The following is a 16,232-nucleotide window of genomic DNA, read 5'->3' as shown; positions in this document are numbered from 1 at the left end:
TTATGACGAAGAAAAAAGCACATAAACCGGGCTCAGCCACCATCGCGCTGAATAAGCGCGCCCGGCACGAATACTTTATCGAAGAAGAGTTCGAGGCTGGTCTCGCCCTGCAAGGCTGGGAAGTAAAATCTCTGCGCGCAGGAAAAGCCAATATCGGCGACAGTTACGTTATCCTCAAAGATGGCGAGGCCTGGCTATTTGGCGCAAACTTTACGCCGATGGCGGTCGCCTCGACACATGTCGTATGCGACCCAACTCGAACCCGCAAACTGTTGTTAAATCAGCGTGAGCTTGATTCGCTGTATGGCCGTATTAATCGTGAAGGTTATACTGTCGTCGCGCTTTCTCTGTACTGGAAAAATGCCTGGTGCAAAGTGAAGATCGGCGTGGCGAAAGGTAAAAAACAACATGATAAACGTTCCGATCTTAAAGAACGTGAGTGGCAACTGGATAAAGCACGCATTATGAAAAATGCAGGCCGATAATAGACATTTTTTGTGACCAGCTTCTCAGTATGAAGCTGGTCAATATTCATATCTCATGCATGCCTCGAAAATATATTCTCTGTGTCTGACGCTTATCAATAGCAATAAATACCACACCACAACAAGAATATATTCTTTGTTTAAAAATTTTTATAGTCTAATAACACAATACTTCAAATGATTTTTATAAAATTTAATATTGCTGAATACCTTCACAAAAAGTATTGTTTTTATGTTAAAAGAGAAAAAGAAGAAAAATTAAAATTCATTATAAAACATAAAGATAAATAAAAAATTATCATATATTGTTAGCCCACCCTACATCTCCTTAACACAAACTCCGTTATATTTCAGACGCACTAACACCTTTATCAATAGATCTTAATTTGCAGAAAGATTTTTTTCTGACTATATCATCTAATACGAAAGCACTAGTCAGGCACAAAAAACAAAGGGTTATTCGGCGAGAAAACCAGACCTCCACCTACGCTCATAAAAAAGAATATGGCTACGGAAATTCATCTCTCACGATGAACGGGAAGGCTCGTCTACGCATTTTGCCCTGAACGTTGTGCCCGTTAATTAATACACAGAGCAAATCCATCAGGAGCTGATTTATGCGTCTACTCGCCGTGGTTTCGAAATTGACTGGCGTCTCCACCACTGTGGAATCCTCAGCGGTCACTCTTAACGCCCCGTCAATTGTTAAATTATCAGTGGCCCGGGAGGAAATTAGTCAACTTACGCGCATTAATCAGGATCTGGTGGTGACGCTCCATTCCGGCGAAACGATCACGATTAAAAACTTTTACGTTACCAACGATCTGGGCGCAAGCCAGCTGGTACTGGCGGAAAACGATGGCACGTTATGGTGGGTAGAAAATCCGCAAGCCGGGCTACATTTTGAACAAATCGCTGATATTAATGAACTGCTGGTCACTTCCGGCGCTTCCCATGAAGCAGGCGGCGCCGTTTGGCCGTGGGTACTGGCTGGCGCGGTGGCGGCTGGCGGCATTGCCGCTATCGCGTCTTCCGGCGGCGGCGATTCCCACCATCATTCGGATGGCGATAATCCGCCCCCCGATAACACCAATCCTGACGGTAATCCCCCTGATAACAGCAATCCCGGCGGCAGTACCCCCAACGGCAATACTCCAGGTAGCAGTAATCCTGTAGATACTACCCCGCCTCTCGCTCCCGGCGAATTATTGATTTCAGCGGACGGAAAAACGGTAAGCGGGCAAGCCGAAGCGGGCAGTACCATTACCATCAAAGATCCCTCAGGCAACGTCGTTGGCGAGGGCAAAGCGGATAGCGACGGTAAATTTAGTATTGATCTGACAGCGCCACAGATTAGCGGCGAACAACTTACCGTGACCGCGACTGACGATGCCGGCAATACCGGCCCATCCGCAACCATTGATGCGCCCAACATTCCTCTCCCCGATACACCGGTTATCACCGCCGCTATCGATGATGCCGCTCCCCTCACCGGCACGCTGAGCAATAATCAGTTTACGAACGACAGTACCCCCACTCTGGAGGGCACCGGCAGCGCAGGCACAGTCATCCATATTTACGCCAATGGTCAGGAAATAGGCTCCACAACGGTTGATGCCAGCGGAAACTGGCATTTTGCCATTACCAGCGCGCTAGCGGATGGGGAAAATCATTTCACCGCCATTGCGACTAACGTTAAAGGCGAAAGTAGCGAATCAGCCCGCTTTACGCTGACTATCGACACACTCAGCCCCGATGCTCCACGCGTTGAACTGATTGCCGATAACACCGGTTTGCTCACCGGGCCGCTACAGAATAATGACCGGACTGACGAGGCAAAACCGCTATTTTCCGGGCAGGGAGAGGCAGGCAATACCATCACGATTAAAGAGGGCTCAACCGTTATCGGCAGCGCTACCGTAGACGAAAATGGACGCTGGACCTTTACGCCGACTACGCCGTTAAGCGATGGCGAACATACCTTTACCGTCGAACAAAGCGACAAAGCCGGAAACACGAGCCGCGTGACGACAACGCCTACTATCATTGTGGACACCACACCGCCGGACGCCGCTACCATTGATAATGTTGCGAAAGACGGCACAACCGTTAGCGGCACCGCTGAAGCTGGTAGTACCGTGTCGATCTATGACCCGGCGGGAAATTACCTGGGCTCCACGATTACCGGAGAAAATAACCACTTCAGCATCACGCTGAATCCGGCTCAGACCCACGGCGAGCGTCTGGAAGCGCGTATTCAGGACGCCGTTGGTAATATCGGCCCCGCCACGGAGTTTACCGCTTCTGACTCACAGTATCCTGCCCAGCCGACTATCCTTACCGTGACGGATGACGCTGGCGCCGTTACCGGGCTGCTGAAAAATGGCGATGCCACAGATGATAACCGCCCAACCCTCAGCGGTACTGCTGAACCAGGCAGTACGATATCGATTAACGATAATGGCTTTCCTGTAGCGACCTTTCCGCCCATTGTCGCCGACGCTGACGGCAAATGGAGCTTTACCCCCTCGCTGGCGCTTGCCGATGGCGACCATGTCTTTACCGCTACCGCGACCAACGATCGCGGCACCAGCGGGCAGTCCGTCTCCTTTACCATTGATATCGACACGCAGCCGCCGGTGCTGGAAGGCCTGGCGGTTAGCGACGTCGGCGACAAACTCACCGGCACTACGGAAGCTGGCAGTACGGTGGTTATCAAAGATAGCCTGGGAAATACGCTCGGGAGTGGAACGGCAGGCGACGACGGCACCTTCTCAATAGGTATTAGCCCGGCGAAAATTAACGGCGAAACATTAAGCATTAGCGTTACCGATAAAGCCGCGAATAGCGGTCCGGTAGAAACGCTGAACGCGCCGGATAAAACTGCGCCTGCGGCACCGAACGGTCTTATCGTGGCGACCGACGGTCTGTCCGTAAGCGGTCAGGCGGAAGCCGGGGCAACGGTCACTATCCGTGACAGTAGCAACACCGTACTTGGCAGCGCCGTCGCTAACGGCAACGGACAATTTATCGTTCCGCTGAATACGGCGCAGACTAACGGCCAGGCGCTTATCGCTACCGCCACCGATGTTGCGAAAAACGAAAGCGCCGCCGCGACGGTTATCGCGCCGGACAGTACCGCGCCGGAAATGCCGAAAAACGTGGTAATTAGTGAGGATGGCGCCAGTATCAGCGGCACCGCCGAACCGGGTAGCGCCATCACGATCGCCACGCCGGACGGCACGCCGCTTGGCAGCGGCAAAGCAGATGGCGAAGGTCATTTTACCCTTCCCCTCGTCCCCGCACAGACCAACGGCGAACAGGTTACCGTCACCGCCACCGACAGCGCCAACAACGTCAGCCCGCCAACTACAGCGCAAGCGCCCGATATCACCGCCCCGGATAAGCCCATTATCACTCAGGTGCTGGACGATGTTGAAAGCTTCACCGGGCCACTGGTTAACGGACAAACCACCAATGACAACCGCCCCACCCTTAGCGGTACGGCGGAGGCTGGCGCGCGTGTCGAAGTCTTTGATAACGGCGTTTCGCTGGGATTCGCCACGCTACAGCCCAACGGCGGCTGGACGTTTACGCCGTCGCAAAATTTAGGTGAAGGCGCGCATCGACTGACCGTAATCGCAACCGACGCTAAAGGCAATGCCAGTCAGGCCGCGTCATTCGACCTGGTGGTCGATACGCAATCGCCGCAGCAACCGGTAATCACCTTCATTACAGATGATGCGCCGGGTATTCTCGGTAGCGTCGCGCATCTGGGGCTCACTAACGACAGCACGCCAACGATTAATGGTACAGGTGAACCGGGTTCCACAGTACACCTGTATCAGAATGGCGCCCGGATAGCAGATATTATCGTCGGTAATTCCGGCGTCTGGAGCTACGCTTACACCACGGCCTCGCCACTGGCGGACGACACCTACACCTTTACCGTGACGGCCAGCGACAGTAACGGCAACACCACGCCTTTTTCGACCGATTTTACGATTACCATTGATACCCAGGCCCCTGCCGCCCCCGGCGTTATCGGCGTAACTGACGGCGACGGAAATACGATTGATACCAATCAGATTACCCAGGAATCCCAGCCCCGGTTGAGCGGTAGCGGCACCGCAGGCGACACAATCATCCTTTACGATAACGGCAATGCCATAGGTCAGGCGCTGGTCGGCACGGACGGGCGCTGGCAGTTTACGCCGCCTGCCGCGCTGGGCGACGGCGACCACCTTCTGACCGCTCGCGCCAACGATCCGGCGGGGAACGAAAGTCCCGAATCCCTCAGCTTTACCCTGCGCGTCGATACCCAGGCGCCGGATGCGCCGCAGATCGTGTCAGCCGCCATCACAGGCGGAGAAGGCGAGGTGCTACTGGCAAACGGCAGTATTACCAATCAGCGTATGCCGACCCTCAGCGGCACCGGCGAACCCGGCGCCATCATCACCCTGTACAATAACGGCGTAGAACTGGCTACCGTCCAGGTCAATCCACAGGGTAGCTGGACCTATCCGCTAACCCGTAATCTGAGCGAAGGGTTAAACATCCTGACGGCCACCGCCACGGATGCCGCAGGCAATAGTAGCCAGACCTCCGGCGTTTTCTCCGTTACCCTTGATACTCAGCCTCCAGCGCAGCCTGACGCGCCGCTAATCAGCGATAACGTCGCGCCGGTTATCGGCAACATCGGCAATAATGGCGCAACGAACGATACCACACCGACCTTCAGCGGCACGGGAGAGATCGGCAGCACGATTATTCTCTACAATAATGGCAGTGAAATTGGTCGCACAACGGTAGGCGATAACGGTAGCTGGAACTTTACGCCTGCGGCACTGACGCCAGAAACCTATACCATTACCGTCACGGAAACCGATATAGCGGGCAATATCAGTCCACCTTCCGCCTCAGTCACTTTTACGCTAGACACCACTGCGCCCGCCAATCCAGTTATCACTTTTGCCGAAGATAACGTCGGCGAAGTCCAGGATACTATTGTCAGCGGCGCAACCACTGACGACAATACACCGATCATTCATGGCACTGGCGACATCGGCAGCATTATTACGCTCTATAACGGCAGCAGCGTTTTAGGCGTAGTCACCGTCGATGAGACCGGCACCTGGATGCTGTCGGTGACCAGCGCGTTGCCGGATGGCGTCTACACCCTGACCGCCATTGCCGCCGATGCCGCCGGAAACAGCAGCGGCGTATCGAACAGCTTTACCTTCACCGTCGACACCGTTCCGTTGCAGCCGCCCGTCGTCAATGAGATCCTTGACGATATTGCGCCAGTGACCGGGCCATTAACCGATGGCGCCTTTACTAACGATCGGACGCTGACTATCAACGGCAGCGGCGAAAACGGCAGCACCGTCACGATTTACGACAATGGCGTGGCAATCGGGACGGCGCTCGTCACCGACGGGGTCTGGACATTCAATACGCCCGAATTATCAGAAGCCAGCCATGCGCTAACCTTCAGCGCGACTGACGATGCTGGAAATACCACGGCGCAAACCCAGCCGATCACTATTACCGTGGATATCACTGCCCCGCCCGCGCCAACGATCCAGACGGTGGACGACGATGGCACGCGCGTCGCCGGACTTGCCGATCCTTACGCTACCGTTGAAATTCACCATGCCGATGGCACCCTGGTCGGCAGCGCTGTCGCTAATGGCACCGGTGAATTCGTCGTTACGCTCAGTCCGGCGCAAACCGATGGCGGTACGCTGACGGCAATTGCTATCGATCGCGCGGGGAATAACGGCCCGGCTACGAATTTTCCCGCTTCCGACAGCGGTCTGCCCGCCGTCCCGGCCATCACGGCGATTGAAGATAATGTCGGGAGCGTACAGGGGAATATTGCGGCGGGCGGCGCCACGGACGACACCACGCCGACGCTGCGCGGCACCACGGATATCGGCTCTACCGTTGAAGTTTTCATTGATGGCGATTCGGCAGGCTTTGCCACCGTTGACGCCAGCGGGAACTGGATCTTTGAGATCGCGACGCCATTAAGCGAAAGCACACATTACTTCACCGTCCAGGCAACCAATGCGAATGGCCCGGGCGGCCTGTCCGCACCGGTCGGGATCACTGTCGATCTTAGCGCGCCGGCGCAACCGCTTATTACCAGCGCAACGGATGATGTCCCCGGCATGACCGGTACGCTGGATAACGGCGCACTCACCAATGATTCACGCCCGACGCTCAACGGAACGGGAGAAGCAGGCGCCACGATCCGCATTCTGGATAACGGCGTAGAAATCGGTTCCGCTACGGTAGATCAAAGCGGCAACTGGCGCTTCACCCCGAACGCGCCGCTGGAGAGCATCGCACACATCTTTACCGCCGTGGCGACCGATCCCGCCGGCAATAGCGGCCAGCCTTCGGACGGCTTTACGCTGAACATTGACGCGCAGGCGCCAGATGTGCCGGTTATCACGTCCGTGATTGACGATAACAATCAACCGACCGTTCCGGTGTTACCGGGGCAATCCACCGACGATCGGCAGCCAATACTGAACGGAACTGGCGAACCTGGCGCGACAATCACCATTTTTGATAACGGTACGCCGCTTGGCACGGCTCAGGTAGGCGAAAACGGTAGCTGGACCTTCCCGGTGCCCCGCAATTTGTCAGAGGGAAGCCATAATCTGACGGTTAGCGCTACCGATCCGGCGGGCAATACCAGCGCGGTCTCCGCGCCGTGGACGATCGTGGTCGATATTACGCCTCCGGCGATCCCGGTTCTCACCTCCGTCGTGGATGACCAGCCCGGAATTACCGGCAACCTGGTTAGCGGGCAGCTAACGAACGATGCGACGCCCACCCTGAACGGGCGCGGAGAGGCAGGCGCGACGATTAATGTCTATCTTGACGGTAATCCCGCGTCCATCGGTACCACGACGGTGAATAGCGACGGCACGTGGAGTTTCACGCCGCAGACGCCGCTTGCAAACGGTAGCCACACGTTCACCCTTAGCGCCACCGATCCGGCGGGTAATAGCAGCTCGGTGTCCAGCGGATTTGTGCTGACGATTGACGCCACACCGCCCGCCGCGCCGGTTATCGCCAGCGTGGCAGATAATACGGCGCCGGTAACGGGCATCGTCCCCAACGGCGGCTCGACGAACGAAACCCGACCAACACTCTCGGGTACCGGTGAGGCGGGTACAACCATCTCGATTTATAATGGCAGCGCGCTGGTCGGTACGGCGCAAGTTCAGGCCAACGGTAGCTGGAGCTTTACACCGTCTACCTCGCTGGGCGCGGGCGTCTGGAACCTGACGGCGACAGCAACCGATGCGGCAGGCAATACCAGCGCCGCGTCCGAAATACGCTCGTTTACTATTGATACCACGGCTCCCGCCGCGCCTGTTATTGATACGGTCTACGACGGTACGGGCCCCATTACCGGCAATCTGAGTTCAGGACAGATCACAGACGAGGCGCGCCCTGTCATTAGCGGCACCCGTGAAGCCAACACAACTATTCGTCTCTACGATAACGGCACGCTGCTGGCTGAAATTCCCGCCGACAATAGCAGTAGCTGGCGCTACACGCCCGACGCCTCGCTGGCGACGGGCAACCATGTAATTACCGTCATTGCCGTTGATGCCGCAGGCAACGCCAGCCCCGTTTCGGACAGCGTTAATTTCGTCGTCGATACTACGCCGCCGCTGACGCCGGTAATCACATCAGTCAGTGACGATCAGGCGCCAGGCCTCGGCACGATCGCGAACGGCCAAAATACCAACGATCCTACGCCAACCTTCAGCGGCACCGCAGAAGCCGGCGCCACGATCACGCTCTATGAAAATGGTACGGTCATTGGCACGACAACGGCTCAGCCTGACGGCGCGTGGAGCGTCTCCACCTCAACGCTGGCAAGCGGAACGCACGTCATCACCGCCGTCGCCACCGATGCCGCAGGAAACAGCAGCCCGAACAGTACGGCTTTCACCCTGACGGTCGATACCACCGCGCCGCAAACGCCAATCCTGACGTCCGTGGTGGATGACGTCGCGGGCGGGGTCACAGGAAATCTCGCTAATGGTCAGATAACCAATGATAACCGCCCCACGCTGAACGGCACTGCCGAAGCGGGCAGCGTGGTCAGTATCTATGATGGCGACACTCTGCTTGGCGTCACCTCGGCTAACGCGAGCGGCGCGTGGAGCTTCACGCCGACGACAGGGTTAAACGACGGCACGCGCACATTAACAGTGACCGCCACCGACCCGGCAGGCAACGTTAGCCCGGCCACCAGCGGGTTTACTATCGTGGTCGATACCCTTGCGCCAACGGTTCCGCTTATAACCAGCATCGTTGATGATGTCCCGAACAATACCGGCGCCATTGGCAATGGACAATCGACCAACGACACACAGCCGACGCTCAACGGTACCGCGGAAGCCAACAGCGCGGTAAGCATCTTCGATAATGGCGCGCTGGTCGCGACCGTGAACGCCAATGCCAGCGGTAACTGGAGCTGGACGCCAACCGCCGCGCTCGGCCAGGGAAGTCACGCCTATAGCGTTAGCGCCGCCGATGCGGCTGGCAACGTTAGCGCCGCTTCGCCATCGATAACGATTATCGTGGATACCATTGCGCCCGGCGCGCCCGGCAACCTGGTCATCAATGCTACCGGTAATCGCGTGACGGGCACCGCGGAAGCAGGCAGTACAGTGACGATTACCTCTGAGACTGGTGTGGTACTGGGAACCGCCACCGCCGACGGTACAGGTAGCTTCACCGCCACACTCACGCCCGCGCAGACCAATGGTCAGCCGCTACTGGCATTTGCCCAGGATAAAGCAGGCAACACTGGCATTGCCGCCGGATTTACCGCGCCCGATACGCGCGTGCCGGAAGCGCCGATCATCACCAACGTAGTGGATGATGTGGGTATTTATACCGGCGCTATCGCCAACGGTCAGGTCACTAATGACGCCCAACCCACATTGAATGGTACCGCTCAGGCGGGCGCCACGGTGAGCATTTATAACAACGGGGCGCTGCTCGGCACCACCACGGCGAACGCCAGCGGAAACTGGAGCTTTACCCCGACAGGCAATTTGACCGAAGGCAGCCACGCCTTCACCGCCACCGCGACTAACGCCAACGGTACAGGCAGCGTCTCCACCGCCGCGACGGTGATTGTCGATACGCTGGCGCCCGGTACGCCGTCAGGTACGCTCAGCGCCGATGGCGGTTCACTTTCCGGGCTGGCAGAGGCAAACAGCACCGTAACCGTCACGCTGACGGGGGGCGTGACGCTCACCACCACCGCTGGCAGCAACGGCGCATGGTCTCTCACCTTGCCGACAAAACAAATTGAAGGTCAACTCATTAACGTGACGGCGACTGACGCTGCGGGTAACGCCTCTGGCACGTTAGGCATTACCGCGCCGGTTCTGCCGCTGGCAGCAAGGGATAACATCACCAGTCTTGATCTGACCTCTACCGCCGTCACCAGCACGCAAAACTATTCGGATTACGGCCTGCTGCTGGTTGGCGCGCTTGGCAATGTCGCCTCGGTTTTGGGCAACGATACCGCTCAGGTTGAGTTCACCATTGCTGAAGGTGGTACGGGCGACGTCACCATCGATGCCGCCGCAACGGGAATCGTGCTTTCGCTGCTCAGTACTCAGGAGATTGTGGTACAGCGCTACGACACCAGCCTCGGCGCCTGGACGACGATCGTCAACACCGCCGTTGGCGACTTCGCGAATTTGCTTACCCTGACCGGGAGCGGCGTTACCCTGAACCTGAGCGGCCTGGGCGAAGGCCAGTACCGGGTACTCACTTATAACACCAGTCTGCTCGCCACCGGGTCATATACCAGCCTGGATGTCGATGTACACCAGACCAGCGCAGGTATTATTAGCGGGCCAACCATCAGTACCGGCAACGTCATGGCTGATGATACCGCGCCGACGGGCACCACGGTCACCGCCATCACCAACGCCAACGGCGTCAGTACGCCGGTCGGCGCGGGTGGCGTGGATATCCAGGGACAATACGGCACGCTGCACATTAATCAGGATGGCAGTTACACCTACACGCTGACTAAGCCCACGGCGGGATACGGACATAAAGAGAGCTTCACCTACACCATCACCCAGAATGGCGTCGGTAGCAGCGCCGCGCAACTGGTTATTAATTTGGGTCCCGCGCCTGTACCGGGCAGCGTGATAGCGACAGACAATAACGCCTCTCTGGTCTTTGATACTCACGTTAGCTACGTCAACAACGGTCCCTCGACACAAAGCGGCGTCACGGTATTAAGCGTCGGACTTGGTAATGTACTGAACGCGAATCTGCTTGATGATATGACTAATCCGATCATCTTTAACGTTGAAGAAGGCGCTACGCGAACCATGACGTTACAGGGAACCGTCGGCGGCGTCTCACTGGTTTCCACGTTCGATCTGTACGTTTATCGCTTCAACGATGCCATTCAGCAATATGAGCAGTTCCGGGTGCAAAAGGGCTGGATTAACACCCTGCTGTTAGCCGGACAGTCCCAGCCGCTGACCCTGACGTTGCCTGGCGGCGAATACCTGTTCGTGCTGAATACCGCCAGCGGCATTAGCGTCCTCACTGGCTATACGTTGGCGATTTCCCAGGACCACACCTATGCCGTTGACAGTATCACCGCCAACACCACCGGCAACGTACTGACCAATGATGTCGCCCCTACGGACGCCCTCCTCACTGAAGTAAACGGCGTGGCGATTGCGACGACCGGCACGACGGAGGTAAACGGGCTGTATGGTTCGCTCATCATTGACGCAAGAGGCAACTATACCTACACGCTGAAGAACGGCGTCGGCGCCGACAGCATTAAAACGCCGGACAGCTTTATCTATACGGTCAAAGCGCCAAACGGCGATACCGATACGGCCTCACTCAATATCACGCCAACCGCCAGGGCGCTGGATGCGATTAATGATGTCAGCGATACCCTTAGCGTCGCCACGCTTCAGGATACCGCTGCCTGGCTGGACTCCAGCGTCGGCAGCGCCAGTTGGGGGCTACTCGGCAAATCGGGCAGCGGGAGCGGCACCTTTGACGTTGCAACGGGCACCGTACTTAAAGGCGCGTCACTGGTTTTTGATGTCTCCACGCTCATTACGCTGGGCAATCTGAATATTAGCTGGGCCATTCAGGAGAACGGGACCGTCATACGCAACGGAACCGTTCCGGTGGCGAATATCACGCTGGGCAGCGCGACGGTGACCGTTAACCTGAGCGGCCTGGAGCTGGATGCCGGAACGTACACGCTGAACTTTACCGGCACCAATACCCTGGCCGGGGCGGCGACGATCACGCCACGCGTCATCGGCACCACCGTCGATCTGGATAATTTTGAAACGTCCGGAACGCATACCGTTCTCGGCAATATTTTTGACGGCAGCGACGCGGCGGGGGCGATGGATCAGCTTAATACGGTGAATACCCGCCTGAGCATTAGCGGGTATAACGGCAGCGCCGCCACGCTGGACGCCGCGGCGAATACCACCAGCGCCACGATTCAGGGACATTACGGCACATTGCAAATTAACCTTGATGGCGCTTACACCTACACCCTGAATAATGGCGTCGCGATGTCGTCCATCACCAGTAAAGAGGTCTTTACCTATCAACTGGATGACAAGATGGGTCATACGGATAGCGCCACATTGACCATTGATATGGCGCCGCAAATCGTCAGTACCAACCAAAACGATGTTCTCATCGGCTCCGCCTATGGCGATACGCTGATTTACCACCTGTTAAACGGCGCGGACGCGACCGGCGGCAACGGCGCCGATCGCTGGCAAAACTTCTCTACCGCGCAGGGCGACAAGATCGATATCCACGAACTGCTGACCGGCTGGGATCACCAGGCGGCGACGCTGGGTAACTTTGTTCAGGTTCATACCAGCGGCGCCAATACGGTGATATCCGTCGATCGCGACGGCGCCGGCAGCGCGTTTAAATCAACCGACCTTGTCACTCTGGAGAATGTGCAGCTCACGCTAAATGATCTGTTGCAGAACAACCACCTGATAACCGGCGGTTGATAAAAAAGCCCCGAACGCCACGACGTTCGGGGCAACAAGCGGTGATATTTAAAAGGGATAAACTATGGGAAGAGTCGCGCCTGTCGCCATCGTACTGGCATTTGCTTTGTTTCATCACCAGCCCCGGGGCGCAGAAGCGCCGCCAATGATTACATCCGAAGGATTAGCAACGGACCAGATGCTTCCTTCGCTGGATGGCTCCGCCGCTGAGTTGCCGCTCAGCGCCGCCGCGCCGGGCAACCTGACGCTCAATGACGCGGTCAATCGCGCCGTTAACTGGCATCCTTCTATTCGCGAAGCCGTCGGCAAACTGCTCGCACAGAATGAACAAATAGAGGTCGCCAAATCGAAATATTATCCGCAAGTCAGCGCTGGCGTGAACAATGGGTACAGCAATACCTACACCGATCACGGGTATAGTCCCTCGCTGGTGCTGTCGGTATCGCAAATGCTTTATGACTTCGGCAAAGTGGCAAGCCAGGTTCGCGCCGAAACCGCAGGCGCAGCACAGCAACAGGCTAATGTGTTGCTCAGTATTGATACCGTCGCGCACGAAACCGCCAACGCCATTGTACAAACGCAGAGCTGGCAGCAAATGGTAGACGCGGCGGAAGAACAGCTCACCGCGCTGGACAGCATCGGTAAACTTATCCGGCAGCGCAGCGATGAAGGCGCTACGTCGCTATCTGACGTAGTGCAAACCGAAGCCAGAATCGAATCCGCCCGCTCGCAACTGGCGCAGTATCAGGCCAATCTCGACAGTGCGAAAGCCTCACTGATGAGCTGGCTGGGCTGGAATTCGCTTAACGGCATCAATAATGACTTCCCGGCGAAACTTGCTCGCAGCTGTGAGACGGCGACTCCCGACGATCGACTGGTGCCCGCGGTACTGGCCGCCTGGGCGCAGGCCAACGTTGCGCGGGCGAATCTGGACTATGCCAGCGCGCAAATGACGCCGACGATTTCGCTCGAACCTTCTGTACAACATTATCTTAATGATAAATATCCCAGTCATGAAGTGCTGGATAAAACCCAGTATTCCACCTGGGTAAAAGTTGAGATGCCGCTTTATCAGGGCGGAGGGCTGACTGCCCGACGCAACGCCGCCAGCCATGCGGTAGACGCGGCTCAGTCGACCATTCAGCGCACCCGGCTTAATGTCCGCCAGAAACTGATGGAGGCGCGCAGCCAGGCAATGAGTCTTGCCAGCGCGTTACAAATCCTTCGTCGGCAACAGCAGCTTAGCGAACGCACGCGCGAACTGTATCAGCAGCAATACCTTGACCTCGGTTCCCGCCCGCTGCTCGACGTGCTTAATGCGGAGCAGGAGGTTTACCAGGCGCGTTTTGCCGAACTGCAAACGGAAAGCCAGTTGCATCAGTTGCAACTGAACTGTCTGTATAACACCGGCGCGCTTCGTCAGGCGTTCGCGTTAAATCATCGCAGCATTCAATCCGTGGAGATCCAGCCATGACCCGCGCCGCCCCCGATGTAGAAGAGGTACTCAGTGAGCGCGCGCTAAGCCAATGGGCGCAGGCCATCAGCCATGTCGCCGGTCATTATCGCGTTGCCTGTTCTCCCGGTTCAATTCAGGCCAACGCCCCGTGGTTTAGGGGTAAAAGCAGAACGACCGCCTTAACGCAGCTCGCGCGGCAGGCGGGTTTATCCTTTCATGCGCCGGACATAGACAAAACGGCATTTAGTCAGTGGCGATTGCCGTTGGTTGTCGAGCTCCGGGACGGGCAGTTATTGGTCATCGAGCATGTTAATGGCGAAGATGCGGTAGACGTTTTTGTGATTGAAGAAGAGGGTCAGCGTAACCGCCTGACGTTCAGCGAGTTATTGCCGGAGATCCTCTATGTTGCCGCGCTACGCCCGCTATCGGCGCTCAAGGATAGCCGCGTCGATCGCTATATCTCCCGCTTTAAACCCGACTGGATGCGCGAGCTGGTTCTGCAGGATATTCGCCCTTATTTACCGGTAATGGTCGCCGCCTTTCTGATTAACGTGCTGTCGCTGGCCGGGATTGTGTTCTCTATGCAGGTTTACGATCGAGTGATCCCCGCTCAGTCATATCCTACCCTGTACGTGCTCTCCTTCGGCGTGCTGGTAGCGGTGCTGTTCGGTTTTCTGCTGCGTGAAGCGCGTACGCACATTATGGACGTGCTCGGTAAACGCGCCGATATGCGCATTTCCGATCGGGTATTCGGTCATGCGTTAAGGCTGCGCAACAGCGCTATCCCCCGTTCCACCGGCAGTTTTATCTCGCAGTTACGCGAACTGGAGCAGATCCGCGAGATGATTACCTCTTCAACGCTGGCGACCATTGTCGATCTGCCTTTCTTTTTCCTGTTTATGATAGTCCTGTCGATTATTGCCCCACCGCTGGCATGGATAGCGCCCGTGGCGGCTCTACTGATGATCCTGCCGGGCGTCGCACTGCAAAAAAGACTGGCTGTCCTCGCCAACCAGGCCGCCCACGAAGCGACGCTACGCAATGCAGTCTTGGTCGAAAGCGTTCAGGGGCTGGAAGATATTAAACTGATGCAGGCGGAGAACCGCTTTCTTCAGCAGTGGAATAGCTATATCCGTATTACCGGCGAGTCGGGTCTACGCACCCGCAAACTCACGCAAGGGCTTATCAGTTGGGGGATGTCGGTACAAAGTCTGGTGTATGCCGCAGTGATTATGTTCGGCGCGCCGATGGTCATTGAAGGCAGTATGACTACCGGCGCCGTGGTCGCCGCGTCGATGCTCGGCTCGCGGATGATCGCGCCAATGGCCAACCTGTGCGGCGTGCTGGCGCGCTGGCAGCAGGTGAAAGCGGCGAAGATGGGTCTCGACAACATTATGCAACTGCCCACCGAGACACAGCATGACGATAGCCTGATACACCGCGACATCCTCCACGGGCATTACCTCTTTGAAAACGCTCAGTTTCGTTACCATAACGACGATCAACGCATACCGCTGCGCCTCGTACGTCTGGAGATCATGCCAGGCGAGCGGATTGCGATACTGGGGCGTAACGGCGCGGGTAAATCCACACTTTTACAGGCGATGGCGGGCGGCCTGGAGATGATTCAGGGAGATGCCCGGCTTGATAATCTCAGCTTGTCGCACATCGATATGGCGGATTTACGCCGCAACATCGGCTTTCTTAGCCAGAACGCGCGGCTTTTCTTCGGCACCCTACGAGAGAACCTGACGCTCGGCGCGCCGCACGCCAACGATGAACAGATTTTTGACGCGCTCGAAGTCAGCGGCGGCGCCGTCTTCGTCAGGCGGCTGGCAAAAGGGTTGGATCATCCCATTATGGAGGGTGGTAACGGCCTGTCCGGCGGGCAGCGTCAGTCCCTGTTGCTGGCGAGAATGCTGCTGCGCTCCCCCAATATTGTGCTACTTGACGAACCCAGCGCCTCGCTGGACGAACATACGGAACGAGAGTTTATTCAGCGGTTACATCAGTGGCTTGGCAATCGTACCCTGGTCGTCGCGACGCACCGGGTACCAATACTGGAGCTGGTTGAGCGTGTCGTTGTCCTGAAAGAAGGACAACTGGTGATGGACGCGCCAAAGGCGCAGGCGCTTAACGCGGATCGGATGCAAAGTCACCGTCGGGAGTGGAAAAATGAAAACCAATCAGCATGATGCC

General features: G+C 56.9%; 4 protein-coding genes. All 4 read left to right on the top strand.

From position 1 onward, the window contains the following. The first annotated feature begins 2 nt into the window (after positions 1–2). Positions 3–485, top strand: coding sequence for an SsrA-binding protein SmpB (gene smpB / locus NA330_RS07645; RefSeq protein ID WP_001518569.1), 483 nt, complete (start codon positions 3–5; stop codon positions 483–485). Between the two features lie 617 nt (positions 486–1,102). After that, on the top strand, positions 1,103–12,577 hold the full coding sequence (bapA, locus tag NA330_RS07640) for a biofilm-associated protein BapA (RefSeq protein ID WP_023242165.1): 11,475 nt from the start codon (positions 1,103–1,105) through the stop codon (positions 12,575–12,577). 64 nt (positions 12,578–12,641) lie between these two features. After that, positions 12,642–14,051: a TolC family outer membrane protein gene (locus NA330_RS07635; protein WP_023242166.1), complete on the top strand. Its 1,410-nt coding sequence runs from the start codon at positions 12,642–12,644 to the stop codon at positions 14,049–14,051. Next, positions 14,048–16,228, top strand: coding sequence for a type I secretion system permease/ATPase (locus NA330_RS07630; protein WP_023242167.1), 2,181 nt, complete (start codon positions 14,048–14,050; stop codon positions 16,226–16,228). Before NA330_RS07635 ends, NA330_RS07630 begins: the two co-directional genes overlap by 4 nt. The last annotated feature ends 4 nt before the right edge of the window (positions 16,229–16,232 follow it).

Source organism: Salmonella sp. NW722 (assembly GCF_051702785.1).
GTDB classification, from domain to species: domain Bacteria; phylum Pseudomonadota; class Gammaproteobacteria; order Enterobacterales; family Enterobacteriaceae; genus Salmonella; species Salmonella enterica.
Note: the sequence above shows the minus strand (reverse complement) of the source record. Positions and strands in the feature narration are given on the sequence as shown.

Excerpts from the sequence above, each read along its gene's own strand:
- bapA (WP_023242165.1), top strand. The coding sequence starts at position 1,103 with ATGCGTCTACTCGCCGTGGTTTCGAAATTGACTGGCGTCTCCACCACT.
- smpB (WP_001518569.1), top strand. The coding sequence starts at position 3 with ATGACGAAGAAAAAAGCACATAAACCGGGCTCAGCCACCATCGCGCTG.
- NA330_RS07630 (WP_023242167.1), top strand. The coding sequence starts at position 14,048 with ATGACCCGCGCCGCCCCCGATGTAGAAGAGGTACTCAGTGAGCGCGCG.
- NA330_RS07635 (WP_023242166.1), top strand. The coding sequence starts at position 12,642 with ATGGGAAGAGTCGCGCCTGTCGCCATCGTACTGGCATTTGCTTTGTTT.